The organism is Affinirhizobium helianthi, from assembly GCF_042680945.1.
Taxonomy (GTDB): domain Bacteria; phylum Pseudomonadota; class Alphaproteobacteria; order Rhizobiales; family Rhizobiaceae; genus Neorhizobium; species Neorhizobium helianthi.
This window is the reverse complement of the sequence record NZ_JBHUEQ010000003.1, coordinates 24,510-50,072: the sequence shown is the minus strand read 5'-3', so window position 1 is coordinate 50,072 and position 25,563 is coordinate 24,510. Positions and strand designations below refer to the sequence as shown.

General features: G+C 57.6%; 24 protein-coding genes. 16 read left to right on the top strand and 8 right to left on the bottom strand.

Annotation, left to right across the window (positions count from 1 at the left end):
- Nucleotides 1–158: 158 nt before the first annotated feature.
- From lon to clpP, 3 genes are all read right to left on the bottom strand, one after another.
- Nucleotides 159–2,579 carry an endopeptidase La gene (gene lon, locus ACFSE1_RS00810; RefSeq protein WP_377395156.1) on the bottom strand — a complete coding sequence of 807 codons (2,421 nt, stop codon included), beginning with the start codon at nucleotides 2,577–2,579 and terminating at the stop codon, nucleotides 159–161.
- A 336-nt stretch (nucleotides 2,580–2,915) separates the two neighbouring features.
- On the bottom strand, nucleotides 2,916–4,193 hold the full coding sequence (clpX, locus tag ACFSE1_RS00805) for an ATP-dependent Clp protease ATP-binding subunit ClpX (RefSeq protein WP_377395153.1): 1,278 nt from the start codon (nucleotides 4,191–4,193) through the stop codon (nucleotides 2,916–2,918).
- Nucleotides 4,194–4,481: 288 nt separating this feature from the next.
- On the bottom strand, nucleotides 4,482–5,114 hold the full coding sequence (clpP, locus tag ACFSE1_RS00800) for an ATP-dependent Clp endopeptidase proteolytic subunit ClpP (RefSeq protein WP_377395150.1): 633 nt from the start codon (nucleotides 5,112–5,114) through the stop codon (nucleotides 4,482–4,484).
- A 246-nt stretch (nucleotides 5,115–5,360) separates the two neighbouring features.
- Here clpP and ACFSE1_RS00795 point away from each other — a divergent pair, with 246 nt between their 5' ends.
- On the top strand, nucleotides 5,361–6,587 hold the full coding sequence (locus tag ACFSE1_RS00795) for a GGDEF domain-containing protein (RefSeq protein WP_377395147.1): 1,227 nt from the start codon (nucleotides 5,361–5,363) through the stop codon (nucleotides 6,585–6,587).
- A 150-nt stretch (nucleotides 6,588–6,737) separates the two neighbouring features.
- A complete protein-coding gene (locus ACFSE1_RS00790) occupies nucleotides 6,738–7,976 on the top strand; it encodes a cytochrome P450 (RefSeq protein ID WP_377395144.1) in 1,239 nt (412 codons plus the stop codon).
- Nucleotides 7,977–7,993: 17 nt separating this feature from the next.
- Here ACFSE1_RS00790 and ACFSE1_RS00785 read toward each other — a convergent pair whose 3' ends face one another.
- Both ACFSE1_RS00785 and ACFSE1_RS00780 read right to left on the bottom strand, forming a co-directional pair.
- Nucleotides 7,994–8,338 (bottom strand): cupin domain-containing protein, encoded by a 345-nt coding sequence (locus ACFSE1_RS00785; protein ID WP_377395141.1) that lies wholly within the window; start codon nucleotides 8,336–8,338, stop codon nucleotides 7,994–7,996.
- A 9-nt stretch (nucleotides 8,339–8,347) separates the two neighbouring features.
- Complete coding sequence (locus tag ACFSE1_RS00780) at nucleotides 8,348–9,631, bottom strand: O-acetylhomoserine aminocarboxypropyltransferase (RefSeq protein ID WP_377395138.1); 1,284 nt, start codon at nucleotides 9,629–9,631, stop codon at nucleotides 8,348–8,350.
- A gap of 249 nt (nucleotides 9,632–9,880) precedes the next feature.
- On the opposite strand from ACFSE1_RS00780, the gene ACFSE1_RS00775 reads away from it, so the two are divergent.
- Complete coding sequence (locus ACFSE1_RS00775) at nucleotides 9,881–10,303, top strand: DUF6455 family protein (RefSeq protein ID WP_377395135.1); 423 nt, start codon at nucleotides 9,881–9,883, stop codon at nucleotides 10,301–10,303.
- Between the two features lie 87 nt (nucleotides 10,304–10,390).
- Here ACFSE1_RS00775 and ACFSE1_RS00770 read toward each other — a convergent pair whose 3' ends face one another.
- Nucleotides 10,391–10,825 (bottom strand): CoA-binding protein, encoded by a 435-nt coding sequence (locus ACFSE1_RS00770; protein ID WP_377395131.1) that lies wholly within the window; start codon nucleotides 10,823–10,825, stop codon nucleotides 10,391–10,393.
- 101 nt (nucleotides 10,826–10,926) lie between these two features.
- Here ACFSE1_RS00770 and ACFSE1_RS00765 point away from each other — a divergent pair, with 101 nt between their 5' ends.
- From ACFSE1_RS00765 to ACFSE1_RS00735, 7 genes are all read left to right on the top strand, one after another.
- Nucleotides 10,927–11,277, top strand: coding sequence for a hypothetical protein (locus tag ACFSE1_RS00765; protein WP_377395129.1), 351 nt, complete (start codon nucleotides 10,927–10,929; stop codon nucleotides 11,275–11,277).
- Nucleotides 11,278–11,549: 272 nt separating this feature from the next.
- Nucleotides 11,550–12,014: a 50S ribosomal protein L13 gene (rplM, locus tag ACFSE1_RS00760; RefSeq protein ID WP_377395126.1), complete on the top strand. Its 465-nt coding sequence runs from the start codon at nucleotides 11,550–11,552 to the stop codon at nucleotides 12,012–12,014.
- A gap of 2 nt (nucleotides 12,015–12,016) precedes the next feature.
- Entirely contained in the window at nucleotides 12,017–12,484 is a 468-nt protein-coding gene (gene rpsI, locus ACFSE1_RS00755; RefSeq protein WP_377395123.1) for a 30S ribosomal protein S9, read from the top strand.
- A gap of 82 nt (nucleotides 12,485–12,566) precedes the next feature.
- Nucleotides 12,567–12,905 (top strand): antibiotic biosynthesis monooxygenase family protein, encoded by a 339-nt coding sequence (locus ACFSE1_RS00750; protein ID WP_377396532.1) that lies wholly within the window; start codon nucleotides 12,567–12,569, stop codon nucleotides 12,903–12,905.
- A gap of 11 nt (nucleotides 12,906–12,916) precedes the next feature.
- On the top strand, nucleotides 12,917–13,870 hold the full coding sequence (gene speB, locus ACFSE1_RS00745) for an agmatinase (RefSeq protein ID WP_377395120.1): 954 nt from the start codon (nucleotides 12,917–12,919) through the stop codon (nucleotides 13,868–13,870).
- 71 nt (nucleotides 13,871–13,941) lie between these two features.
- On the top strand, nucleotides 13,942–14,874 hold the full coding sequence (argC, locus tag ACFSE1_RS00740) for an N-acetyl-gamma-glutamyl-phosphate reductase (RefSeq protein ID WP_377395117.1): 933 nt from the start codon (nucleotides 13,942–13,944) through the stop codon (nucleotides 14,872–14,874).
- A gap of 12 nt (nucleotides 14,875–14,886) precedes the next feature.
- On the top strand, nucleotides 14,887–15,276 hold the full coding sequence (locus tag ACFSE1_RS00735) for a VOC family protein (protein ID WP_377395114.1): 390 nt from the start codon (nucleotides 14,887–14,889) through the stop codon (nucleotides 15,274–15,276).
- Here the strand turns inward: ACFSE1_RS00735 and ACFSE1_RS00730 are convergent, their stop codons facing one another.
- Entirely contained in the window at nucleotides 15,277–16,374 is a 1,098-nt protein-coding gene (locus ACFSE1_RS00730; RefSeq protein ID WP_377395111.1) for a COX15/CtaA family protein, read from the bottom strand. It lies immediately after the preceding gene.
- Nucleotides 16,375–16,506: 132 nt separating this feature from the next.
- On the opposite strand from ACFSE1_RS00730, the gene ACFSE1_RS00725 reads away from it, so the two are divergent.
- Both ACFSE1_RS00725 and ACFSE1_RS00720 read left to right on the top strand, forming a co-directional pair.
- Nucleotides 16,507–16,719, top strand: coding sequence for a DUF2842 domain-containing protein (locus ACFSE1_RS00725; protein ID WP_377395108.1), 213 nt, complete (start codon nucleotides 16,507–16,509; stop codon nucleotides 16,717–16,719).
- Nucleotides 16,720–16,817: 98 nt separating this feature from the next.
- Nucleotides 16,818–18,005, top strand: coding sequence for a GNAT family N-acetyltransferase (locus ACFSE1_RS00720; RefSeq protein WP_377395106.1), 1,188 nt, complete (start codon nucleotides 16,818–16,820; stop codon nucleotides 18,003–18,005).
- Here the strand turns inward: ACFSE1_RS00720 and ACFSE1_RS00715 are convergent.
- Nucleotides 17,993–20,518: an exopolysaccharide transport family protein gene (locus ACFSE1_RS00715; RefSeq protein WP_377395103.1), complete on the bottom strand. Its 2,526-nt coding sequence runs from the start codon at nucleotides 20,516–20,518 to the stop codon at nucleotides 17,993–17,995. The two genes, ACFSE1_RS00720 and ACFSE1_RS00715, sit on opposite strands and share 13 nt — an antisense overlap.
- Nucleotides 20,519–20,706: 188 nt before the next feature.
- On the opposite strand from ACFSE1_RS00715, the gene ACFSE1_RS00710 reads away from it, so the two are divergent.
- From ACFSE1_RS00710 to ACFSE1_RS00695, 4 genes are all read left to right on the top strand, one after another.
- On the top strand, nucleotides 20,707–21,285 hold the full coding sequence (locus ACFSE1_RS00710; RefSeq protein ID WP_377395100.1) for a polysaccharide biosynthesis/export family protein: 579 nt from the start codon (nucleotides 20,707–20,709) through the stop codon (nucleotides 21,283–21,285).
- 6 nt (nucleotides 21,286–21,291) lie between these two features.
- Nucleotides 21,292–22,449, top strand: coding sequence for a glycosyltransferase family 4 protein (locus ACFSE1_RS00705; RefSeq protein WP_377395097.1), 1,158 nt, complete (start codon nucleotides 21,292–21,294; stop codon nucleotides 22,447–22,449).
- An 82-nt stretch (nucleotides 22,450–22,531) separates the two neighbouring features.
- Nucleotides 22,532–24,082, top strand: coding sequence for an undecaprenyl-phosphate glucose phosphotransferase (locus ACFSE1_RS00700; RefSeq protein WP_377395094.1), 1,551 nt, complete (start codon nucleotides 22,532–22,534; stop codon nucleotides 24,080–24,082).
- Nucleotides 24,079–25,323 (top strand): O-antigen ligase family protein, encoded by a 1,245-nt coding sequence (locus tag ACFSE1_RS00695; protein WP_377395091.1) that lies wholly within the window; start codon nucleotides 24,079–24,081, stop codon nucleotides 25,321–25,323. Before ACFSE1_RS00700 ends, ACFSE1_RS00695 begins: the two co-directional genes overlap by 4 nt.
- Nucleotides 25,324–25,563 lie beyond the last annotated feature (240 nt).

Genomic DNA, 25,563 nt, shown 5'->3' with positions numbered 1-25,563 from the left:
TGGACCTGTCGGGGCGATCGATTCATGATGCCCTTCGCCCACCCAAAAGCTCCGGGATTGCCTGAAAAACAAGGGCCTCCAAGACATTTTCACAAAAAAGGCCGGCATATAGCCGGCCTTTTTCCACAGAGAGTGCGATTTTCGCACACAGGTTTGGCTTAGTGCGCCAAAGACGGGTTGGAATCCTCGCTTCCCTCAGCAGTCGCGATGACAGGTGTTTCCACCGTTCCGTCCCATTCGATCGGCTCCGGCTTGCGCAGCAGGGCGTGGTCAAGCACCTCACCCATGCGGGAAACCGGAATGATCTCCATGTTATTCTTCACGTTATCCGGAATATCAGCCAGATCCTTGGCGTTTTCTTCCGGAATGAGGACCTTCTTGATGCCGCCGCGAAGCGCCGCAAGAAGCTTTTCCTTCAGGCCACCAATCGGCAAGACACGTCCACGCAAGGTCACCTCGCCGGTCATGGCCACGTCCTTGGAGACCGGGATACCAGTCATGATCGACACAATGGCCGTTGCCATGGCGATACCTGCAGAGGGGCCATCCTTCGGAGTGGCGCCTTCCGGCACGTGGACGTGAATGTCCGACTTGTCGAAGCGCGGCGGTTCAATGCCGAAGTCAACGGCACGCGAACGAACGTAGGATGCGGCGGCCGAAATCGACTCCTTCATCACGTCCTTCAGGTTACCCGTAACGGTCATGCGGCCCTTGCCCGGCATCATGACACCTTCGATGGTCAGCAGTTCACCACCCACCTCAGTCCAGGCCAAGCCGGTAACAACACCGACCTGATCTTCGCGCTCTGCCTCACCATGACGGAAGCGCGGAACGCCCAGATAGTCCTGAACATTAGCGGCGGTCACTTCAACCGTCTTCGTCTTGCCCTTGATGATCTCCGTCACGGCCTTACGTGCCAGCTTCATCAGTTCGCGCTCGAAGTTACGAACACCAGCCTCACGCGTGTATTGCTGAATGATCGCCATCAGCGCATCGTCGCTGACGGAGAACTCCTCCGGCTTCAACGCATGTTCCTTGATGGCTTTCGGCAGCAGGTGCCGCTTGGCGATCTCGCGCTTCTCATCTTCGGTGTAGCCAGCGATCCGGATGATCTCCATGCGGTCCATCAAAGGCGCAGGGATGTTCAGCGTGTTCGCCGTCGTGATGAACATCACGTCAGACAGATCGTATTCCACCTCAAGATAGTGATCCATGAAGGTCGAATTCTGTGCCGGATCGAGAACTTCGAGCAGCGCAGAAGACGGATCGCCACGAAAATCCATGCCCATCTTGTCGATTTCATCGAGAAGGAAGAGCGGGTTGGACCGCTTCGCCTTCTTCATCGACTGAACGACCTTGCCCGGCATGGAGCCGATATAGGTGCGGCGGTGACCGCGAATTTCGGCCTCATCGCGCACGCCGCCAAGAGCCATGCGCACATATTCACGACCGGTTGCCTTCGCAATCGACTGAGCAAGCGAAGTCTTGCCGACGCCCGGAGGGCCAACGAGGCAAAGGATAGGACCCTTCATCTTCGTCGCACGCGCCTGCACGGCCAGATATTCGACAATACGCTCCTTGACCTTATCAAGGCCGAAGTGATCCTGATCCAGGATCTTCTCGGCATTGTTCAGATCGATCTTCACCTTGGACTTCTTGTTCCACGGAATGGACAGCAGCCAGTCCAGATAGTTGCGCACCACTGTCGCTTCCGCAGACATCGGGCTCATCTGGCGCAGCTTCTTCAGCTCCGCCTCGGCCTTTTCGCGCGCTTCCTTGGTCAGCTTGGTCTTGTTGATGCGATCCTCGATTTCGGCCATTTCGTCACGGCCGTCCTCACCATCGCCAAGCTCCTTCTGAATGGCCTTCATCTGCTCATTCAGATAGTATTCGCGCTGGGTCTTCTCCATCTGGCGCTTGACGCGCGAGCGGATGCGCTTCTCGACCTGGAGAACCGAAATCTCACCTTCCATGAAGCCAAGAGCCTTCTCCAGACGCAGCTTCACGCTCACCGTTTCCAGCATTTCCTGCTTTTCGGTGATCTTGATGGAGAGATGCGAAGCCACGGTATCGGCCAGCTTCGAGTAATCCTCGATCTGGCTTGCCGCGCCAACCACTTCCGGCGAGATCTTCTTGTTCAGCTTCACGTAGTTTTCGAACTCGGAAACAACGGAGCGGGCCAGCGCCTCAACCTCAACCGGATCTTCCTCCGGCTCGGAAAGCACGTTGGCATGGGCTTCGTAGAAGTCTTCGCGGTCAGTATATTCATCGATCTTCGCACGGGAGCGGCCTTCGACAAGAACCTTCACGGTCCCATCGGGCAGCTTCAGCAATTGAAGAACATTGGCAACCGTACCAACCTTGTGGATGGCGGAAGGCGCCGGATCGTCATCCCCGGCATTGATCTGGGTGACCAGCATGATCTGCTTGTCGGATCCCATGACCTCTTCCAGCGCGCGGATTGATTTCTCGCGCCCGACGAACAGAGGTACGATCATGTGGGGGAAAACCACGATGTCGCGCAAAGGCAGGACCGGATAGGTATTTCCGTCCTGTGTCGCAGACGCTGTATTCGTCATAATGATTCCTTTCACTCGCCCGTTTCCGGGGATCGTCCAGTTAAAGGCTGGACGCTTTCTTCCTCCCCAAAGTGGAGGTTCTGAACGCAGATTTCAAGCCTTGCACGGCTGTTCACCGGGCATATGCGGAGGTCATGCAAGGTTATGACGGGATACTTACGCGGAACTGATTTCCGTCAACCGAAAAGGGGACGAACAGAGCGCCTGCAACAATAGCGGCAGGCCGTTTCCGTCCCGAATCACGCGGCACAATGCCGGTGAGCCTGTCAGTCGCAAGCGAATCGCCTGCGCCTGAGGTGGAAAAGGGGCCGAACGGCCCCTCCCCTGAACGCTTCATCAGGCGGATACATTCGCCTTTTCATCCTGACGATCGGCATAGATGTAAAGCGGGCGGGCCGTACCGCGCACAACCTCTTCCGAGATGACAACTTCACGCACACCTTCAAGCGCCGGAAGTTCGAACATCGTGTCCAGAAGGATCTTTTCCATGATCGAGCGCAAGCCACGAGCGCCTGTCTTGCGAACGATTGCCTTACGAGCAATCTCACGCAGGGCATCTTCGTGGAAGGTCAGCTCCACATCTTCCATTTCGAACAAGCGCTGGTACTGCTTGACCAGAGCATTCTTCGGCTCGGACAGGATCTGGATCAAAGCGTCTTCGTCCAGGTCTTCCAGCGTTGCCAAAACAGGCAAACGACCGATGAATTCCGGGATCAGGCCGAACTTGACCAGATCTTCCGGCTCCAGTTCGCGAAGAACTTCACCGACGCGACGATCATCCGGTGCCTTGACGGTGGCGCTGAAGCCGATGGAGGTCTTCTCGCCACGGGCGGAGATGATCTTGTCGAGGCCAGCAAACGCACCACCGCAGATGAACAGGATGTTGGTGGTATCGACCTGCAGGAATTCCTGCTGTGGATGCTTGCGGCCACCCTGCGGCGGAACCGAAGCAACGGTACCTTCCATGATCTTCAGCAGGGCCTGCTGCACGCCTTCGCCAGAAACGTCGCGGGTGATCGACGGATTGTCAGACTTGCGGGAAATCTTGTCCACTTCGTCGATGTAGACGATGCCGCGCTGCGCACGCTCGACATTGTAATCGGCGGCCTGAAGCAGCTTGAGAATGATGTTCTCGACATCCTCACCCACATAGCCGGCTTCCGTCAAAGTGGTCGCATCGGCCATTGTGAAGGGTACGTCGATGATGCGGGCGAGCGTCTGCGCAAGATAGGTCTTGCCGCAACCGGTCGGGCCAACAAGCATGATGTTCGACTTGGCCAGCTCCACATCGCCGTTCTTGGAGGCATGGGCGAGGCGCTTGTAGTGGTTGTGCACCGCCACAGACAGGATCTTTTTCGCCTGCTGCTGACCGATGACATATTCATCCAGAACCTTGATGATATCCTGCGGCGTGGGAACGCCGTCACGGGACTTCACCATGGAACTCTTGTTCTCTTCGCGGATGATATCCATGCACAGTTCGACGCATTCATCGCAGATGAACACGGTGGGCCCCGCAATCAGTTTGCGGACCTCGTGCTGGCTCTTGCCGCAGAAGGAACAATACAACGTATTCTTGGAGTCGCCGCCGTTGCTGCCGCTGACTTTGCTCATATCACTTCCCTTCCAGCACACCGATCGCCTGTCATCCAGGCCCGGAGAGTTCCTATGCCGGTGGGGCAGCTTTCCTTCAGAATGCTGCACCCGACCCGTTCGCGGGGCACTCTACCGAACTGGGAACCGGGGTTCCCGGTCCGGTGGCAACGCAACCCCTTCCAGACCGCATGCTATGTCATAAAAAATCAACACAGCATTAATAAGCATTATTAGCGCGTTCCTCGGCAGTGGAAACCCCGTATTCGGTCATTTCGGGGCAATACTTACCGAAGCATTTCCTCAGCCTCAATCGGCTGAGCCGCCTTCCAGTTCCTGGCGCGAGGTCAGGATCTTGTCGACGACACCCCAGGCAAGCGCTTCCTCACCATCCATGAAATGGTCACGATCGAGAGTTTTTTCAACTTCCTCGTAGGTGCGGCCCGTATGCTTCACATAGACATCGTTCAGACGCTTTTTCATCTTCAATATGTCACGAGCATGGCGTTCGATATCGGAAGCCTGGCCCTGGAAGCCGCCGGAAGGCTGGTGAACCATGATGCGCGAGTTCGGCATGGCAAAGCGCATGCCCTTCTCACCGGCCGCCAGAAGCAGCGAACCCATGGATGCCGCCTGCCCGATGCAGAGCGTGGAAACCGCAGGCTTGATGAACTGCATGGTATCGTAGATCGACATGCCCGCGGTCACGACGCCACCCGGCGAATTGATGTAGAGCGCGATTTCCTTCTTCGGATTTTCCGCTTCCAGGAAGAGCAGCTGCGCGCAGACCAGGGAGGCCATGTGGTCCTCTACCGGACCCGTCAAAAAGATGATCCGCTCCTTCAGCAGCCGCGAGTAGATGTCGTAGGAGCGCTCCCCGCGGTTGGTCTGCTCGACAACCATCGGCACCAGGGCCATAGCGGTATCAACGGGATTTCTCATGGTGTTCCTTTGTCTCATCGGGCGCCCGATGGCGTTTCCGCCCCAGGAATCGTCTTGATTTTGTCTCATCCCTACATAGAGGGTGGATGCCGGGTACTTCAAGACGCCGCACCCGATATCCTTAACCGCATGTAGTTTTCATCATCTCAAACGTTAAATCGTTAGCAAATACCTTCCGTCGGCAACAACCTTTTAAACTCTCCGCCCCATAAACTGCCGTTCACAATCTCGGGCGGGACGTCGATCGTGGACACAAAAACGGCGCTGGTACTTTGGGCTACGGAAGCCATGACACTTGCGGCGCTCCTGGTGGCGTCCTGGCTTCATGATAGAAAACAGGTAGTTACAGGCCTATGGGGCTTGGGCTTTGCCTGCCATGGCGCGGGAATCGTTCTGGTAGGGCTGCGTAACACCATTCCGGATTTCGTCTCGATCGTGTTGAGCAATCTCATCATCCTGCTGGGGATTGGCCTGTGGGGCGCCGGAGTACTGCGCCATGACGGCAGGCGCGTGACGCCCGTGCTGCTGCTACCAAGTCTTCTCTGGATAACGCTGCTTTTGATTCCCTCAGTGTATGAGCAGTTCTGGGCGCGCGTGGTCCTCGTGCAAACCTGCTCCTCGCTGGCCTATCTCCTGCTCGCCTACTGCCTGATTACGGGCCAGAAACCCGCTTCGCGATCCCGGCGGCTGTTCGCGCTGGTCAGCGTTATCCAGGCCGGCTTCATGCTCAATATGGCAGTCCAGTCCGCCGTCCTTCGTCCAACCACCTTCATGGAAATGCCGAACGTGCTGATCTATTCGGTTGGCAATATCTTCTGCCTGGTCGCCGCCATAATGCTTGGCGCACGCATGCTGATGGCGCGTTCAGAGGAGCGGTTGCGCCACATTGCCCTGACCGACCCTCTGACTGGCGTATTGAACCGCCGCGGACTTCTCGATCAGTTCGACCGGGTGCGCCGGGAATCGAGCGGTCAACGCGGTCTTCTGGCCATCATCATCTTCGACCTCGACCACTTCAAGCAGATCAATGATCAATATGGGCATAGAGGCGGAGACGATGTCCTGACCCATTTCTGCCGCGTGGCCCAGTCATGCCTGATGCAGCGCGGCGTCTTCGGCAGGCTTGGCGGCGAGGAATTTGCCTGCCTTCTGGCTGTCAGCAGTGATGCAGAAGCGATCGGGACGACCGAAGCCATCCGCCTGACCCTCTTTTCCCAGCCCATAACGTCAGAGGATAACCGGCTCATCCGGGCATCGGTCAGCGCAGGTATCGCGGTTGCGCCGCGGCTTGAGGCAGATCTCGATTCCATGCTCTCACGGGCAGATCGCGCACTGTATGCGGCAAAGGCAGCAGGACGCAATCGCAGTGCCATCAACGATTCGAATTCCATTGTCATTGTGCCGGGCAGCGAGAAGTTCGAGACATCGACCGCACAGGTTCCACCGCCAGCGACCCTCAGATACTCTGCCTGAGCAGCGGCGGGCTTCCTTTTTCAGCCGAGATAATTTTGCACAGTTCCTGCAAAGCTGCGTCAGCGGCATTGTGTCCGGACTTCGTCAAAACAAGGAGATAGAGCATATCAGGTGTTTCCGTTTTAACCGGGAATGCTCTAGTCAGAAGTCATGACTGACTTTCTCCGCATTGACCCCTCGCATCGCCGTGTTTCCCTTGATGGACGCGACCCGGCTTTTTACAGTGACCCCAACCGTGCCTATGCTGCCCTGCATGCCACCTGTCCGACCTTCTATTGGGAAGAGCAGAAGCAATGGTTCTTCACAGGCTATGACCATGTGAACAGCCTGCTGCGCGATCGGCGCTTCGGGCGCCAGATCCTTCATATCGCAAGCCGTGAGGAGCTTGGCCTGCCGGAACCGGCAGCCCACACTGCCCATTTCGATCTCGCAGAGCGCTATTCGCTGCTGGAGATCGAGCCGCCACAACACACGCGCCTGCGCACTTTGGTGAACCGGGCCTTCGTTTCCCGTCACGTGGAAAAGATGAGCGGCGAGATTGAAGCCCTCGCGAACGCACTCATCGACCGTTTCGAGAAAGACGGCCAGACAGAACTTCTCTCCACATTTGCCGATATCATTCCCGTAACCATGATTGCGCGGATGATCGGCATTCCCGAAGAGATGGGCCCGCAGCTTCTCAAGTGGAGCCATGACTATGTCGGTATGTACATGTTCAAACGCTCCCGGGCGGATGAAGATGCGGCGGACCGTTCAGCACGGGAGTTCGCCGATTATGTACGAACAGTCATTGCAGAGCGGCGCGCCAATCCACGTGACGATCTTCTCAGCCACATGATCCATACCGAACACAAGGGACAGTTCCTGACCGAGGACGAACTGATCTCCACCACTATTGTGCTCCTGAATGCGGGGCATGAAGCAACCGTGCATCAGATCGGCAATTCGGTGCGGGTGATTCTGGAAAGCGGCCTCGATCCGAGTGTGATGTTCCGGGACGACACAGCGACAGAGCGAACAGTGGAGGAAACGCTGCGCATCTGTGCGCCGGTGCATATCTTCCAGCGTTGGGCGCTGGAGGAGGTTGAGATTGATGGCGTGCAGTTGAAGCGAGGCGACAAAGTGAGCCTCATCCTTGCGGCGGCCAATCTCGACCCGAAAAAATTCTCGGATCCGCTGGCGTTCAAGCCGGACCGGAACGAAGGTGCCAACCTCTCCTTCGGGGCCGGCATCCATTTCTGCATTGGCGCACCGCTGGCACGGCTGGAACTGAACATCGTCTTGCCGCTGCTTTTCAAGCGGCTACCGGGCCTAAAGATTGCCGAGACGCCGCGCGTGAAGGATGTCTACCACTTCCACGGTCTCGAACGTCTCGATCTCGCGTGGTGAGTGAGTGATCCGGAAAATCAAAGCCGGATCACATAGTCCTTGCGAGTCGTTTCAATCACTTCCCAGGTTCCCTTAAAGCCGGGTGTCAGGATCAACCTGTCGCCCGGTTTCAGATGAATGGCCGCACCACCCTCTTCAGTGACGATGGAGTATCCCTCCAGGATGGAAAAATACTCCCACTCGTCATAGACAATCTGCCACTTGCCGGGCGTTGCCTCCCAGATGCCCGCATAGAGGCCGCCCTCCCTTTCATCCAGATTCCATGTCCGAAATCTCGGATTTCCCGAGATAATCCGGTCGGGCGCGGGCGCGCCCTCCTCCGCTTCAATGGTGGTCAGATCGAAAGGGATGGCGAAGCTCATCAATGCACCTCAGATTCGAGCGAGTGACTGTTCGAGATCGGCGATGATGTCTTTTGCGTCCTCAATGCCAACGGAGAGGCGCACCACATCCGGGCCTGCGCCGGCGGCAGTCTGCTGCTCGGGCGTCAGCTGGCGGTGGGTGGTCGACGCCGGGTGGATGACCAGTGATCGCGTATCACCGATATTGGCGAGATGTGAGAAGAGCTTCAGTCCTTCCACGAAACCCTTGCCTGCCTCGTATCCTCCCTTCAGGCCGAAGGTGAAAACGGCACCCGCTCCATTGGGCGAATATTGCTGCTGAAGGGCATGGTTGGGGTCATCCTCAAGTCCGGCATAGGAAACCCATGACACCTTGTCATGAGACTTCAGCCATCGCGCCACTTCCAGAGCGTTATCGCAATGGCGCTGCATGCGCAGCGGCAGTGTCTCGATGCCGGTCAGAATCATGAAGGCATTGAATGGAGAAATCGCGGGGCCGAGGTCTCGAAGACCCAGAACGCGGGCTGCAATGGCGAAGGCAAAGTTGCCGAAAGTCTGGTGCAGCACGAGGCCGGCATATTCCGGGCGAGGTTCAGACAGCATGGGATAACGGCCGGATGCGGACCAATCGAAGGTTCCGCCATCCACCAGAATGCCGCCCATGGAGTTGCCATGGCCGCCAAGGAACTTGGTCAGGGAATGGATGACGATATCGGCGCCGTGTTCGAGCGGGCGAACGAGGTAAGGGCTGGCCATCGTGTTATCGACGATGAGCGGCAGACCGTGGCGCTGTGCCACTTCGGAAATGGCAGCGATATCGACAAAGGTTCCGCCTGGATTGGCAAGGCTTTCAATGAAGATTGCCTGCGTATTGTCATCGACCTGCGCGGAGAAGCTTTCCGGATCGGCGGGATCTGCCCAACGCACTTCCCAGCCAAAATTCTTGAAGGCATGGCCGAACTGGTTGATCGACCCGCCATAGAGGCGCTTTGCCGCCACGAAGTTTGCGCCCGGCTTCATGATGGTATGGAAAACCAGCATCTGCGCTGCGTGGCCTGAGGCAACGGCGAGAGCTGCCGTGCCGCCCTCCAATGCTGCCACTTTCTCTTCCAGAACCGCCTGGGTGGGGTTCATGATGCGGGTGTAGATATTCCCGAACTGCTGAAGACCGAAAAGCGCCGCCGCGTGGTCAGCATCGTTAAAGACGAAGGACGTCGTTTGGTAGATGGGTGTGGCACGCGCACCCGTGGCGGGATCGGGTTTCGACCCGGCATGGATGGCAAGTGTCGAGAAACCCGGATTATCGGCGGTCATGAAGTCCTCCCCTACGATTCACTGATGTCCACATGGATTACCATTGCGGAACTGGCGAGACTATATCGCCATGCACGCCGATCAAACAAACCGAGAATTTGGGCAATCCGCTTGCGGCAAAGGAATAGTTTTGCCGTGAAAGGACGCGATCTGAAAAGTGCGACCTCTGCGGGCAAAGTTGATCCTGATCAACGTCTTCCTGCCGCAGCGACCCTAATTTCCTATTGCCCGATATCAGGAGATAGGAACATGGCATCACAGGTATCGCATGGCAGCCTCGCTGCACGTCTCTCACATCTCTACGGCAACATTCGCAATTGCTTCAGCCAGCAGGACGAGCTGAGGCAACTCGACCCCGAAATGCAGGCGCGTATTGCCTCCGATCTCGCGCTGTCTCCATCCCGCCTCCTGCATCTCAGCGACACGGCGGCAGACGCCGCTACGGAAATGGAAGCGCTGATGCGGGCACTTCGCATCGATCCGCCGGAGGTAAGGCTTGCCTCACCCGGCCAGTTTCGCGACATGCAGGTGAATTGCGCCCTGTGCGAAAACAAGGATGCCTGTCGTCGGGACCTCGCCAGCGGGGCGATTACCGAGCACTACGTCGACTATTGCTCCAATAGCGAAGAACTCAGCGCATTGCGCGCGCAGCCACGTTTTCTTGCGGACTAGTGGAATGAATGTGACATTTGATACCCATTTGCGGCGATCATCGATGATCAAATGTCACAATCAAACCGCTTGGGCGGCGACCAAGCGTCAATGATGCCCGAGAAGCCGCGGGTATTCGATGGCAGGACAGCGGTCCTGAACAACCTTGATACCCGCCTCCTCTGCCCTGGCAGCAGCGGCATCGTCGCGCACGCCGAGCTGTGTCCAGATCACGTCTGGCCGTTGAGCCATACGCAAAGCCTCCTCCACAACCTCGCCCAGAAATTCCGAGGCGCGGAAAACATCGACCATGTCGACCTTTTCCTCGATGTCGGTGAGGTGACCATAGACTTTTTGCCCATGAATCGACTTGCCAGCCTGCCCCGGATTGACCGGTATGACGTGATAGCCTTTCGACAGGAGAAAGCCCATGACGCCATTGCTGGGCCGGACGGGATTGGGAGAGGCACCCACCAGGGCAATTGTTTTGACACCTTTGAGAATGTCCGCAACATAAGCGTCAGGATAATGCGAGTGATCCATGACGTCGTACTCCTTCAAACTTTAGGTGCAGCCGAAGAACCTCTTGGACTGAAAACAGTTTACGCTATCTAGGTTCCTGTAGCTTTAAAGGAAATCCTCAAATGCGTATTCAACCTGGATTGCTTGCCGCAGCTGCCCTGTTCTCACTGGCTATAACCGGCCCGGCAATGGCCATTTCACGCTACAATTCCACCGCCATGACCTGCGAGGCTGTGCAAAGAACCATTGCTCGCGAGGGCGCTGTCATCTTTCGCTACAAGGGTCGTACCGGAGCAACCCTCTATGACCGCTACGTGGCAGATGAACGCTTCTGCGCGGGCGGCGAGTTTGCCAAATCTGGCACGATACCCACACGCGACATCGGCAATTGCCCGGTTCGTCATTGTGAGATGCGCCCTTCGCCGGAAGATTGCAGCGGCATCACAGACGAAGGCTGTTTCGGCTGGCGGTAAGCTTTCACAATACCACCTGTCCATCAAAGATGATATTTTTTGTGTGGTATCAGAAAACCACATAATTAGGATATTGATTTCATTTGCGTATTTTTCCAGAGGTTAAATCCGAGCAGCTTGACCCATTTACCCTCCCCACGTATAAGCCGCCGCAAGATACACGCACACTTCGTGCGCGTTTCTTTTTGGTTCGAAAACGGGCCAAACCAAGCAACAAGAAACGCCCGAGATGAGGCTTGCCTCGCTACGGGATCACCAAGAAGAGAGCACATATGTCTACCTTCGTACAGAAGCCCGCTGAGGTGGAGAAGAAGTGGGTGCTGATCGACGCCGAAGGTCTCGTCGTCGGCCGTCTCGCTACCATCATCGCAACCCGCCTTCGCGGCAAGCATAAGGCAACCTACACGCCTCACGTTGACGACGGCGACAACGTCATCGTTATCAACGCTGACAAGGTTGTTTTCACCGGCAAGAAGTACACCGACAAGAAGTACTACTGGCACACCGGCTACCCAGGTGGCATCAAGGAGCGTACCGCACGCGCCATCATCGAAGGCCGCTTCCCGGAGCGCGTTCTCGAGAAGGCTGTCGAGCGCATGATCCCGCGCGGCCCGCTTGGCCGTCGCCAGATGAAGAACCTGCGCGTATACGCTGGCTCCAACCATCCGCACGAAGCACAGCAGCCCGTCACTCTCGACGTGGCCGCGCTTAGCAACAAGAACACAAGGAGCGCCTAAGTATGGCTGACCTTTCTTCCCTGAAGGACCTCGGCACCGCTGCTCAGGCTTCCGCTCCTGTTCACGAGCGCAAGGTTGATGCCCAAGGCCGTTCCTACGCAACCGGCAAGCGCAAGAACGCGGTCGCCCGCGTTTGGGTCAAGGCTGGTTCCGGCAAGATCATCGTCAATGGCAAGGACTATTCGGCATACTTCGCCCGTCCGGTCCTCCAGATGATCCTGCAGCAGCCGATCGTCGCAGCTGCCCGTAACGGCCAGTTCGACATCGTTGCAACTGTTGCTGGCGGTGGTCTTTCCGGTCAGGCCGGTGCCGTTCGTCACGGCATCTCCAAGGCCCTCACCTACTTCGAACCGGGCCTGCGCTCCGTTCTGAAGAAGGGCGGCTTCCTGACTCGCGATAGCCGCGTTGTCGAGCGTAAGAAGTACGGCAAGGCCAAGGCCCGCCGTTCGTTCCAGTTCTCCAAGCGTTAATCGCTGGATACCGGAAACGGAATTGGAAAAGGCGGTACTTCGGTGCCGCCTTTTTTCTTGTCCACGCTTTGGATTTTCTGTCATGGTCGGCTCAATGAGCACCTTACCAGCACCGCCCTATTACGTTGTTTGCTTCTCATCCCGGCGCAAATCCGGAGATGATGGTTATAGTGCGATGGCTAATGCGATGGTCGAGCTGGCACAAAAGCAACCTGGCTTTCTAGGCATTGAAAGCGTGCGGGGCGATGACGGCTTTGGTATCACCAACTCTTTCTGGACAGATGAAGCGAGCATCAAGGCGTGGAAAGCGGTCGTTTCGCATCAAGCGGCACAGCGACTTGGCCGTGAGCGGTGGTACGAAGATTATCGCGTGATCGTCGCAAAAGTGGAACGCGCCTATGGCATTGACAGGGCAGATTGAGGGAAAGCGACATGGCCTCCAAATCTATTGATAACGCCTTCACCGCAAGCTCCAACCGGGGCGCAGCAACCGACCCGACCTATGCTGGCGCGCTTTCCTTCATGCGCCGCAGATACTCCAAGACCCTCAAGGGTGCGGATGCCGTGGTGCTGGGCATTCCCTTCGATGCAGCCGTCTCCAACAGGCCAGGCGCCCGGTTTGGGCCGCAAGCCATTCGGCGCGCCTCGGCTATTTTCGATAACGATCCGCAATATCCTTTCGCCCGCGATCTGTTCGAGCAAATGGCAGTGATCGATTATGGCGACGTGCTGCTCGACTACGGAAACCACCAGAAGACGCCTGCCCTGATCGAGAAGGAAGCCTCGAAAATCATCGCTTCCGGCGCTTATCTTATGGGTCTGGGCGGCGATCACTTCATCACCTGGCCGCTTCTCAAAGCCCACGCTGCCAAGCATGGGCCACTTGCGCTCGTCCACTTCGATGCGCATCAGGACACATGGGATGACGATGGCAAGCGGATCGATCACGGTTCATTCGTATGTCGCGCGGTCCGCGAGGGCATTATAGATGCCTCAAGCTCGATTCAGATCGGCATTCGCACGCAGGCACCACAGGATTTCGGCATCCGCATCCTTCACGGCTATGAGGTGGAGGACATGAATGCGCAATCCATCGCCGATACGATCCTCTCCCATGTCGGCAGCAAGGCCTGCTACCTCACCTTCGACATTGATTGCCTCGACCCGGCATTTGCACCAGGCACGGGTACGCCGGTTGCGGGCGGCCCCTCCTCCGCCAAGATGCTTTCCGTCCTGCGCAAACTCGGCAAGCTGGATATACGCGGCTCGGATGTGGTCGAGGTAGCGCCCGCCTATGACCATGCCGATATCACCGCCATTGCCGGTGCGACAGTCGCCATGTATATGCTGGGACTGCGGGCAGAGCGACTGGCAAACGCCCGTTAAGAAATTGAATCAGGAAGCGGGTAAACTGATTCCGCTTTCTCTCCTAAACCCCTGAATTCGGGAATAAAGATATGAGCGCGAAAATCTTCATCGATGGCGAACACGGAACCACGGGCCTGCAAATCCGCACCCGAATGGCCGGCCGCCGCGATGTGGAGCTTCTGTCTATTCCCGAAGCGGAACGCCGTAATGCAGCGATGCGCGAAGACCTGCTGAATAGCGCGGATATCGCCATCCTTTGCCTGCCGGATGATGCCTCGCGTGAGGCTGTCTCCATGGTCTCCGGCAACAACAAGGTACGCATTATCGACACCTCCACGGCCTTCCGTGTTGCGGATGATTGGGCCTACGGATTTGCCGAGATGGACAAGGCGCAGTCGGACAAGATCCGCTCTGCACGCATGGTCGCCAATCCGGGCTGCTATCCGACCGGTGCCATTGCTCTTATTCGTCCCTTGCGCGCGGCGGGTCTCCTGCCGAATGGCTATCCCGTGAGTGTCAACGCGGTGTCCGGTTATACGGGTGGCGGCAAGCAGATGATCGCCCAAATGGAAGACCAGTCACGCGAAGACGCCATTAGCGCCAATAACTTTCTCTATGGGCTCACGCTTAAGCACAAGCATGTGCCGGAGATGAAGGCACACGGCCTGCTGGATCGCTCACCGCTGTTCTCCCCCTCCGTCGGTCGCTTCCCGCAGGGCATGATCGTTCAGGTGCCCCTCTTCCTTGAGGACATGGCATCCGGCACGACGCTGGAAAGCATTCATGCCGCCCTCGTCTCGCACTATGCCGGTCAGGAAATCGTAACGGTGGTGCCGCTGGAAGAAAGCAGCAAGCTCGGTCGCATCGATGCCGAAGAGCTTACGGGCAAGGATACGATGAAGCTTTTCGTGTTCGGAACACCGGGCGGTGCTCACGTCAATCTGGTGGCCTTGCTCGACAATCTCGGCAAGGGCGCATCAGGTGCCGCCGTCCAGAACATGGATTTGATGCTGTCAGCATAAGGATAGGCGGGAATGCTCGATCACATTGGATTGTCTGTTGCAGACCTGAAGCGTTCCCGCCACTTCTACGATTCTGTCATGCCCGCCATCGGCGCATCCTGCGTGATGGTCGTCACGCTGGAAGAGAGTAACGGCACCTATGAGGGTGCCGGCTATGGCCGCAACGGCAAGCCTTCATTCTGGATTGGTTCCGGCGGGCAAACCAAGGGTTCGCTGCACATCGCCTTCGCCGTCCACTCGCGTGCCGAAGTGGATGCATTTTACGCTGCGGCGCTTGCCGCTGGCGGTCGGGACAATGGCGCGCCGGGGCTGCGTCCACATTACCATCCCGACTATTACGCCGCCTTCATTCTCGATCCAGACGGCCACAATATTGAAGCCGTCTGCCACGAAGCGGAATGATCAAGCCGCTTCTGCGGCCTGATCTCGTTTGAATTCCCCGTAAAATCCGCGCCAGTGTGCGATGGCGTAAGCCAGCACCACCAGACCGCCTGCCTGATGCAAAAGCCCCATTTCGATAGGCACATGCAGCAAAAGGGTGACGATTCCGATTGCAGCCTGCAGGCACACGACACCAAACAGGATCATCGCCCCCTTTGCGTGCGTTGTGCCAGGCGCCAGCCGCACGGATTTCACCATATGGATCAGGGTGAGCAGCAACAAAAGATAGGCACCGCAGCGATGAACGAACTGCACTGTCTTCGGATTCTCGAAGAGGTTTATCCACCAAGGCTGCTGAATGAAGAGATCGCCGGGGATGAGGGCTCCATCCATCAAGGGCCAGGTATTGTAGGTAAAACCTGCATCGAGGCCCGCCACCAGAGCGCCAAGATAGATCTGGAACAAAGCCAGGAATGCCAGCCCCGCAGACGCAAGGTGAGAATGCGCCGTCGGTGGACTGTCGACCCTTTGCGGTGTCAGCCCGCGCATGATCCACACGCAGGCGGCAAAGATCATACAGGCAATCGTCAGATGTGTTGCGAGGCGATATTGCGACACATCCACACGCACAGAGAGGCCGGATGACACCATCCACCAGCCGACAAAGCCCTGCAAACCGCCAAGCGCCAGCAGGCCGACCAAAGGCAGGCGCAGGCGCTTCTCCACCCGGCCGCTCAACCAGAAGAACAGCAGCGGCAGACCGAAGACGAGACCAATGGCACGGGCAAGCAGCCGATGCGCCCACTCCCACCAAAAGATCGTCTTGAACTCATCCAGCGTCATGCCATGATTGAGCTGCGTATATTGCGGTATGCGCTGGTAGAGCTGAAATTCCTCTTCCCATTCCGCAACCGAAAGCGGGGGTATGACGCCATGAATTGGCTTCCACTCCGTAATGGAAAGCCCGGAATTGGTCAGCCTCGTGGCTCCTCCGACAAGCACGAGACAGAAAAGAACGCCAATCACGATCTTCAACCACCAGCGCAAGGCGGTGCGGTTGGTTTCCAGTCGGCGTGTCGTATCCGTGGATGCCAAGGGGATTGCCGGTGACGTCGCCATATCTTCTCCTGACATTCGTCAACATTGCCTTTTGTCGTTGATTTGCCCCACTCGCCGGTGCAAAACAAGTCCTACACCTTTGCGGCATGCCGTCGCGCCTGAAGCGCATCAACAAAGCGAGATTGGAATACGATGCCTGTTCGATTGAAGAAGTTCATCGGCACGATCCTGATCATCATCCTCGTTTCCGTCTATGCGGTCTTGGCCACCACGATTGCAACGCTGACGCTTTCGCAATCTGCCTGGTATGTGCATCTGCTCTATTTCCTGCTGACCGGCGTCCTCTGGGTTCTTCCGGCCATGCTCATCATCCGCTGGATGGCCGGGCCCAAAAAGATCTCTTAACCATGCTTTTCGAAGCTTTGGCGTGTTTTGCTTCGGCTAACTGCTTCTTTGCAATGTGAGTCCAAACTTGGCACACCATGAAGCAAACAGTGGCAGCCATGAACCAGCAACCGTCACAAGCGGCTCGCGGAAGCGAGCATACCCTTTTGCAAATCGAAATCCATGAGGATCCATCCAGCCTTCTGCAGCGCTGGAATGAGCTTGCGCAGCTTCCCGGAAACTCGTTGCATCAAAGCTCGGCCTGGTGTTTGGCCTGGTACCGGAGCCTCGGTGAAAAGCCGCTGATCGTGCATGGCCGGGATAGTAATCGCACCTGCTTTATCCTACCTCTCATCGTTTCGCACCTCGGACCGGTTCGCATTGCCCGTTTTCCTGCAGGCCACTTCAACAATTTCAATAGCGGAATGATGGCCGAGGGCTTCCAGCCGAGTTCAGAAGAAACCGCGGCGCTGCTGGAAAGCCTTAAAAAGGCAATGGGCAGCCATGCCGATGTGTTGATCCTCGATGCCGTATCGCTGGAATGGCAGCACAAGCGCCATCCCTTCCACGCCTTCCCATCCATCGTCCATACGAACACCTCCTTCCAGCTGCCGCTTTTCAGGAGTTTCGAGCAGACGCTGGCGCAGGTGAATGCCAAGCGCAGACGCAAAAAATTCCGCGTTCAGGTTCGCCGGATTGAGGAAGCGGGTGGATACGAGGTTCATACACCCTCGTCGATTACCGAGCAGCACGCCTTGCTCGATCTGTTTTTCAAGCAGAAACACGAGCGCTTTCAGGCCGCAGGACTTCCCGATGTCTTCCAGTCGTCCGCCGTGCGCAACTTCTTTCACGCCTTGATCGATTCACCCCAAACCGAGACTGAATACGCGCTCAGGCTCAGTGCGCTCAAGCTGAAGGCCGGGGGCGATGGCGAGGTTGCCGCCATTTGCGGGCTATCACGCGCTCAAGGCCATGTGATCTGCCAGTTCGGTTCGATCGATGAGCGACGGGTGCCGGATGCAAGCCCCGGAGAACTGCTATTCTGGCATATGATTGAAGATGCATGTGCCAGCGGCGCCGAGATTTTCGATTTCGGCATGGGCGATCAGGCCTATAAGCGCAGCTGGTGTCCTGTCGAAACCACGCATCACGATCTTATCGTGCCGCTCACTGCCAAGGGCCGACTGGCATCCCTGGCGCATCGCGGTTTCATTCGGCTAAAAACCGGCATCAAGCAAAACAAGGGCCTGTACAGGCTGGTGCAGAAGCTTCGCGCCAAAAGCACCACACCCGATCAGGCGGCGTGACGGCCGGTATCTCGCGGTTTGCCGGATAGATCCGTCGTCATGGCGATAACATTCGGGTATCCCGCTGCCCGGTAGATCGCCAGCTGTTCGGCAACCGTCTCTTCCTGCGCATCGCCGAGCGAGATCAGGATCTGCGCATCATTTTGCTGGCTAAGACGTGCAAGGCTGCGAGGATCGGCCTGTCCGCATTCGACCAGTACGATATCATAGGCACTTGCAAGAGCATCGAAGATCATCGTCAGGCGGTCAGCGCTGCGCATGGCCTTCACAGCATCTGCTGCACCTTGGGGAATGATATGGGCATCAGACAGGCGATCCGGATGAATCGATTCGCCGAAAGCCGTTGTTCCACATAGAAGATCCGTGATGCCCGGCAGCTGCGCATTGCCGCACATAAGGCGCGACGGACAAGCAGAACCTGTCATGTCGATGACCGCCACGCTTCGTCCAAGCTCAGCCATTTCGCGGGCAAGCAGCACGGTAGCCGTGGACCCTTCATCGCCCGTAGGCGACACCGTGATCGCGAGGGGAACGCCGCTGCGCGCGAAGAGATCACGAACCATCTCCAGGCTAAGCCCACCAAGCTGCTCCGGCTCAACGTGGACATCGGAGGAAGACGCCTCCTCATTCGCGGAAGCACTCGCCAAGGCCTGTTCAGCCTTGGCCGCCTTCTCGGCTACATCGCTCTCCTGGCTCTCAGCGGGCCGAACAGTCTCCGGCTCGTCTGCCTCGGCATTCACCGCCTCAGGCGCTGATGTAGCGGCATCGACAGGCTTTGCATGGGCCATGCCGAAAGGTCCTCGCTGACTGACCAGCGGAAGATCGTCCTGCTCTGCCGTCTCAGAGGTGAGAGGTTTGACCGGTGTGTTTTCCTCGCTCTTCGGCAATCTCAGCTTTGCCAGGCGATCTCGAATATCGGCGCCCGTGATGGCGATGCGAGAGCCGCCCTCGTCGTCCCGCTTGTCCTTCAGAAGAGACAAGCGTGTTCTGTTCTTTGACTGCACGAGCGGTTGCGTACCCGCCTCCTCCTGATCGGCTAGCACCGACCGGGATTCGGGCATGGTTGAAGCAGCGGACGATCTGACCGGAATCGTCTGCGGCTGCTCGTAGCCAAGAACGCCGGACGGCCGTAGACCACGACCGCTAAACAAGGCAACAATGATGATGCCAAGCGTTTGCAGAACGAGTACGGCCAGCGACACCACGATGGTGATTGGCAAAACCTTGGGGAAATAGGGCTCAGAGGGCTCCATCGCGGTTGAGACGATGCGGGCATCTGCAGGAGTTGAAACGCGATCCGCACGCGATGCCGCCTCGCGGTAACGCGCGAGATAGCTTTCCAGCAATTGGCGCTGTGCCGCCGCCTCTCTCTCCAGCGCCCGAAGGCCGACTTCCTCTTCGCCGGCCCGGGCAGAGTCGGCTTTCATCTTGTTCATTTGCGCATTCAACTGATCTTCGCGAAGGCGGGCGACCTGCGCTTCGCTTTCGGCTGCAGCCAGGATCTTGCGCGTCTCCGTCTGGATCTGTTGACGAATTCCGGCCAGTTGCGCGCGGAGCCCCTTCAGGCGCGGATGCGCCTCCATAAGGGAAATCTGAAGGTCGGCAATCTGCGCCTGCAGGTTGGCTTCCGTCTCCTTCAATCGCTGGATCATGGGCGAAGCCATGACATCCGCCAGCGTATCGTAGCCGGATCCGGCGTTCAGGGCGCGGCGGACATTTTCCGCGCGCGCTTCCGCCGTGGCACGTTCCGTGCGCACGCGGGCAAGTTCGGTCGATACATCGTTCAGCTGACGTTCGGAAAAGCTTGTATTGTCCGAGGAACGAAAGAGACCGGCAGAACTGCGATAGTCGGCAACTTTCTTTTCTGCTTCCTGCACCTTCACGCGCAGGCTCTCGATTTCAGGTTCCAGCCACCGCGTCGTTTCGGTGTGGTTATCCAGCTTGGCACCGCTCTGCATGGTCAGATAGACATCAGCCATCTTGTTTGGCACAGCTGCCGCAAGGGCCGGGTCGTGCGACGAGAACTCAATCGCGATGACGCGAGACCCCTCAACCGGATAGACCTGCAATTTTTCCTTGAAGGATTTCAGAACCCGCTCTTCCGAAGCCAGATCCATGGGGTTGGACTTCATGCCCAGTGCGACAAGCGGGTTCGGCAGAAGGGAATGCGCGTCAGGATCGAACTCCTTCAGTTCATTCAGCTTCATATCCTGAATGACCTGCTTGATAAGGTCGGCTGACTGAATGATCTGCGCCTGGCTGACGATATTGTATTGATCGAGAAGCGGATCGGCACCATTCTGGGTTTCGCGCCCCGCCACAGAGTTTTCGCGCGTTTCAATCAGGAGCCTGGTTTCCGCCTTGTAATCCGGCTTCATCGAACCGGCGATCACGAAGGCAATACCTCCGGCGAGAATGGTTGTTGCCAAAATCCGCAGACGGCGCTCCCAAACGGCGCTCATCAACTGGCCAAGATCAATATCCGCATCCTGATTACCGGTGACGCCAGACATACGCGTACTCCAAACATACTGTGCGCGGGAGCGTAAAGGATCATAGTAAGCGGGCCGTTAACGCAAAACAGCGCAATTGCGCTTTTGTCCCGCAATGAAAATGAGACAGCGCGACGCTTTCTTTACCCGCCATTAACCCTACCGCACGATAAAGAAACAATCACATTCAAAGGCGGAGTTCGGCGCGGATGTCGCTCGCACGATACAAACCTGTCACGGCTTTGGCGCTGGCCCTCTCGGCGCTTGTCGGCCTGTCCGGGTGTACATCCTATGCGCCTGCGCCCAAGGCATTCCATGAGGCAACCATCCAGCCCTATCGTCTGGATAGCGGTGATCGCCTGCGCGTCACCGTTTTCGAGCAGCCCAGCCTTTCGAACACCTATACCGTCGATCAGGCCGGTTACATCTCCTTCCCGCTGATCGGTCAGGTTACGGCACGCGGGCAGACATTGACTGGTCTGTCCGGAGCCATCGCCAGCGAGCTGCGGCAGGGCTATCTGCGCGATCCTGACGTATCCATCGAGATCGATCGCTATCGTCCCGTCTTTGTCATGGGTGAAGTCGGTCGTCCGGGCCAATATTCCTATGTGCCCGGCATGACGGCACAGAACGCAATTGCAATTGCCGGCGGCTTTACGGCCCGAGGCAATCAGCAGAATGTAGATGTGACACGCAAGATCAATGGGCAGGTGTTTACGGGCAGAACCACGATTTCCGCGCCGGTTCTGGCGGGCGATACGATCTATGTCCGCGAACGGCTGTTCTGACCGTCCATGGCACCAGCGCGCCCGCTCCGCATCATTCACTGCTTTCGCTCGCCTGTTGGCGGAATATTCCGCCATGTGCGCGACCTCGTCGAGGAGCATTCGGCCCAGGGCCATGAGGTGGGAATTCTTTGCGACAGCTCGACCGGCGGGGCCTATGAGGACGCTCTTTTCGAGGCGCTGCGCCCCAATCTAGCTCTCGGCCTCATGCGTTTGCCCATTCGCAGAGCCATAACGCCTGGAGATTTCATCGCTCTCTATCAGAGCTACAAACATATCAAAAGTTTGCAACCGGATGTCCTGCACGGTCACGGCGCGAAAGGCGGCGTGATGGCAAGATTCATCGGTTCAACCTTGCGGGTGAACAGGTATTGCGTAGCCCGCCTCTATTCGCCGCATGGCGGCAGCCTGCATTACAATCGCTCCAGCCTCACAGGCCAGGCAGTATTAAGACTGGAGCGATTCCTGGAGCGGTTCTGCGATCAGCTGGTCTTCGTGTGCGACTATGAACGCCGGACCTACGAAGATCGCGTCGGCCTTCCGCAGGTTGCCAGCCGTGTGATCTACAACGGCATTCGCGATAGCGAGTTCGAAGCGATCCAATCGGTGCAGAACGCTGCCGACTTTCTCTACATCGGCATGATGCGGGACTTGAAGGGTCCGGATGTCTTCATCGATGCCTTTGAGAAGGCGGAGCAGCTTGCTGGCAGACCTTTGAGCGCCCTGATGGTTGGCGACGGCCCGGACAAGGAGCGCTATCGCACGATGCTGAAATCCCGGCGTCTCAGCGACCGGATTACCATGCACGACGCAATGCCTGCCCCCCGCGCCTTCGCACTTGCCGACATCGTCGTCGTGCCGTCACGCGCGGAAGCAATGCCCTATATCGTGCTGGAAGCCCTGGCAGCGGAAAAGCCGCTGATTGCCACCAAAGTGGGCGGCATTCCCGAGGTGCTGGGGCCAGAAAATGCCGCTCTCGCGAGGCCCGGAGATGCAGAAGACCTCGCACGCCTGATGGCCGATGCACGCACACAGGCGGACTGGAGCGAGCGTCATATGCCGAGGCCCGCATCATTTCAGCGGCGATTCTCCGCATCCAGCATGGCAACAGCCATGATCGAACTTTACGATGAGCTTACATGCTCCGGGAACTCAAAACTTTCTTAGCAACTTCCTGCTAAAGCTTCGCGATACGCAGAATGAGACAGCGCGACGCCCGCGCGTCTGCGATCAATGGGGTCCGTGTGCGATGAGCGAGCCGGCACATAGCCAAGAACTGGATATTGAAGCCCTTCGTCGCAAAGTCTCGGAAATCGAGAACAGGAAACCTGCGCCTTCGGAAGAGCCACAGGTTGGCCTGAACCCCTTCGCCCGGCAGATTGCAGAGCAATTCCGGGAAACCAGCACCACGCCCGCGCTGCTGATTGGCCAATACCGGTTGATGGAGGGGGTGCTTTTCCTGCTCGCCGCCTTCTGTGCGTCTCTCGTCGGTGAATGGGATCCTTCGTTTTCATTTGTGCATTACGGTCTCATCTGCCTCTCTGCAGCACTGCTGACCATTCTTTTTCTCCAGATCGCAGATACCTACCAGATCCCGTCTCTGCGCTCTCCCCGCCGCATGATCTGGCGCGTGCTCATCTGCTGGGGCATCGGCACCCTTTTTCTGACGGCCCTCTCGTGGATCGAAGGTTTCAGCATGCCGCTGGACGCTCTGCTGACGGATCTTGTCGGCGGAACATCTGCCCTGCTTGCCCTGCGCTATCTGATGTCGGTCGCCATCCGTCACTGGGCGCGCAACGGCATCATGGAACGACGCGCCGTCATTGTTGGCGGCGGACAGCCAGCCAAAGATCTTGTTCGCGCTCTGGAAGCGCAACCGGAAAACGACATTCGCATCTGCGGGATTTTCGATGATCGCGGCGGCGCTCGCTCTCCCGATGTCGTCGCCGGCTATCCCAAGCTTGGCACCTTTGCGGAACTGGTGGAGTTTGCCCGCCTGGCTCGTATCGACATGCTGATCATCGCGCTGCCTGCTTCGGCTGAACAGCGCATTCTCCAGCTGCTGCGCAAACTCTGGGTCTTGCCAGTCGATATCCGGCTGGCCGCCCATGCTCAGCAATTGCGTTTCCGCCCGCGTGCCTACAGTCACGTCGGCACCGTTCCCATGCTCGATATATTCGACAAGCCGCTGCGCGACTGGGATTCCGTTTCGAAACGCGCCTTCGATATCTTCTTCTCGCTGGTCGCTCTTGCACTGGCCTGGCCCATCATGATCGCCTGCGCCATTGCGGTGAAGGCAACCTCAAAAGGCCCGGTCCTCTTTGTGCAGAAGCGCCACGGGTTCAACAACGAAGTCATTAATGTCCTGAAGTTTCGCTCCATGTATACGGAACTCAGCGACCCGACCGCAAAGAAGGCCGTCACCAAGAACGATCCGCGCGTCACGCCGGTGGGACGGTTTCTGCGCAAATCCTCGCTCGACGAATTGCCGCAGCTCTTCAATGTGCTGCGCGGCGAACTCTCTCTGGTCGGCCCACGCCCCCACGCGGTTCATGCGCAAACGGGCGACCGAAAATATGTGGATGTGGTGGAAAGCTATTTTGCACGTCATCGCGTCAAACCCGGTGTTACCGGCTGGGCACAGATAAACGGATTGCGTGGGGAGCTGGATAGCGACGAGAAGATCAGGGCGCGCACGGCCCATGACCTTCACTACATCGAGAACTGGTCTCTGCTGCTGGATCTGAAAATCCTGTTCCTCACGCCAATACGCCTTCTCAACACGGAGAACGCCTATTGAGCGCGGTTACCCCCGATAGCGCGTCACGCCCCTTCAACGCGCAAGCGGCGGCGTTGCGCCTCTTTGGCTCGGCCATGGTCGCTTTCGGCGTCTTCCTCTCCGGCTTCGTGATGAGAGAACCTGCGCCTTACGAGGTGTTCATGGCAGGACAGATTGCCATCTGGTTCCTGCTTGGGCTAAAAATATCTCGCTCGGTTGCCCCGCTGCTCATTCTCTTTCTGCTCTACAACATTGGCGGCATCCTCTCGATCACCGTGATGAAGGACACGACCGGCGCACCTCTTTACATTGCCGTCTCTACCTTTCTTGCGCTGAGTTCCGTCTTTTATGCAGCTATCATTGAAGACGGGCATCAGCGATTGAAGTTAATTTTCCGCGCCTGGGTCGGCGCGGCGGTCCTGACCTCAATGCTCGGCATCCTTGGATATTTTCACGCCTTTCCCGGCTCGGAAATCTTCACACGCTATGACCGCGCCATGGGAGCGTTTCAGGATCCCAACGTCTTTGGACCTTATCTCGTCGCCCCGACACTTTATCTGATCTACAGGCTGTTGAGCACGCGCCTCTCCCGCGCCGTATTGTACGTGCCCGGAATCCTGATACTCGCGCTTGGGATTTTCCTGTCCTTTTCCCGCGCCGCCTGGGGATTATTTGCCTTCGCCACCCTGTCTCTCATCGTGGTCATGCTGTTGAAGGAGCGCACGACCGCGTTCCGCATGAAAATCTTCACGCTGGGCATCGCCGCCATTCTTCTTTTGATGGTCGCTGTGGCAGGCGCGATGCAATCGAAGAAAGTGTCCGATCTCTTCATGAACCGCGCCAAGCTGGTGCAGGATTATGATGGCGCGCGGCTCGGTCGCTTCGAACGGCACAAAATCGGTTTCCTCTTGTCGATGGAGCATCCGCTCGGCCTTGGCCCCATGGTTCTTGGAAAGATGTTTGGCGAGGATGAGCACAATATCTGGCTGAAGTCCCTGACGACCTATGGCTGGCTCGGTTTCGCCAGCTACCTCATACTCATGTGGTCCACGCTTTTGATCGGATTTCGTTACGTATTGCGAGAGCGACCATGGCAACCGTTTCTGATGATAGCCTGGCTGACGCTGGCAGGCCACGCGCTGATCGGCAATGTCATCGATCTGGACCACTGGCGCCACGTTTACATGCTGTTCGGTATCATCTGGGGATGCTTTGCGCTCGAACAGCGGTGGATACGCGAAACGCGAAGCGCCACGAACTGAGGCTCTTGATTTCAGCGCCACCAGCGCCAGTTCATGTCCATGTTGACCGCAGAACACATCCGCGCGGCCCGGGCCGCTTTGAACCTTTCCGTCCAACAGCTCGCAGATGCCTCAGGACTGACGCCCGAGGAGATAGATGCCGCTGAAACAGGCGCCTTGAACGGTGATCTGGCTGTTATGGAACGACTGAGGGCCGCCTTCGCCGGTTTGGGCATTGTTCTGCTCAAACACGGGGAAGAT

Excerpts from the sequence above, each read along its gene's own strand:
- lon (WP_377395156.1), bottom strand. The coding sequence starts at position 2,579 with ATGACGAATACAGCGTCTGCGACACAGGACGGAAATACCTATCCGGTC.
- clpX (WP_377395153.1), bottom strand. The coding sequence starts at position 4,193 with ATGAGCAAAGTCAGCGGCAGCAACGGCGGCGACTCCAAGAATACGTTG.
- clpP (WP_377395150.1), bottom strand. The coding sequence starts at position 5,114 with ATGAGAAATCCCGTTGATACCGCTATGGCCCTGGTGCCGATGGTTGTC.
- ACFSE1_RS00790 (WP_377395144.1), top strand. The coding sequence starts at position 6,738 with ATGACTGACTTTCTCCGCATTGACCCCTCGCATCGCCGTGTTTCCCTT.
- ACFSE1_RS00785 (WP_377395141.1), bottom strand. The coding sequence starts at position 8,338 with ATGAGCTTCGCCATCCCTTTCGATCTGACCACCATTGAAGCGGAGGAG.
- ACFSE1_RS00780 (WP_377395138.1), bottom strand. The coding sequence starts at position 9,631 with ATGACCGCCGATAATCCGGGTTTCTCGACACTTGCCATCCATGCCGGG.
- ACFSE1_RS00775 (WP_377395135.1), top strand. The coding sequence starts at position 9,881 with ATGGCATCACAGGTATCGCATGGCAGCCTCGCTGCACGTCTCTCACAT.
- ACFSE1_RS00770 (WP_377395131.1), bottom strand. The coding sequence starts at position 10,825 with ATGGATCACTCGCATTATCCTGACGCTTATGTTGCGGACATTCTCAAA.
- ACFSE1_RS00765 (WP_377395129.1), top strand. The coding sequence starts at position 10,927 with ATGCGTATTCAACCTGGATTGCTTGCCGCAGCTGCCCTGTTCTCACTG.
- rplM (WP_377395126.1), top strand. The coding sequence starts at position 11,550 with ATGTCTACCTTCGTACAGAAGCCCGCTGAGGTGGAGAAGAAGTGGGTG.
- rpsI (WP_377395123.1), top strand. The coding sequence starts at position 12,017 with ATGGCTGACCTTTCTTCCCTGAAGGACCTCGGCACCGCTGCTCAGGCT.
- ACFSE1_RS00750 (WP_377396532.1), top strand. The coding sequence starts at position 12,567 with ATGGTCGGCTCAATGAGCACCTTACCAGCACCGCCCTATTACGTTGTT.
- speB (WP_377395120.1), top strand. The coding sequence starts at position 12,917 with ATGGCCTCCAAATCTATTGATAACGCCTTCACCGCAAGCTCCAACCGG.
- argC (WP_377395117.1), top strand. The coding sequence starts at position 13,942 with ATGAGCGCGAAAATCTTCATCGATGGCGAACACGGAACCACGGGCCTG.
- ACFSE1_RS00735 (WP_377395114.1), top strand. The coding sequence starts at position 14,887 with ATGCTCGATCACATTGGATTGTCTGTTGCAGACCTGAAGCGTTCCCGC.
- ACFSE1_RS00730 (WP_377395111.1), bottom strand. The coding sequence starts at position 16,374 with ATGGCGACGTCACCGGCAATCCCCTTGGCATCCACGGATACGACACGC.
- ACFSE1_RS00725 (WP_377395108.1), top strand. The coding sequence starts at position 16,507 with ATGCCTGTTCGATTGAAGAAGTTCATCGGCACGATCCTGATCATCATC.
- ACFSE1_RS00720 (WP_377395106.1), top strand. The coding sequence starts at position 16,818 with ATGAACCAGCAACCGTCACAAGCGGCTCGCGGAAGCGAGCATACCCTT.
- ACFSE1_RS00715 (WP_377395103.1), bottom strand. The coding sequence starts at position 20,518 with ATGTCTGGCGTCACCGGTAATCAGGATGCGGATATTGATCTTGGCCAG.
- ACFSE1_RS00710 (WP_377395100.1), top strand. The coding sequence starts at position 20,707 with ATGTCGCTCGCACGATACAAACCTGTCACGGCTTTGGCGCTGGCCCTC.
- ACFSE1_RS00705 (WP_377395097.1), top strand. The coding sequence starts at position 21,292 with ATGGCACCAGCGCGCCCGCTCCGCATCATTCACTGCTTTCGCTCGCCT.
- ACFSE1_RS00700 (WP_377395094.1), top strand. The coding sequence starts at position 22,532 with ATGAGCGAGCCGGCACATAGCCAAGAACTGGATATTGAAGCCCTTCGT.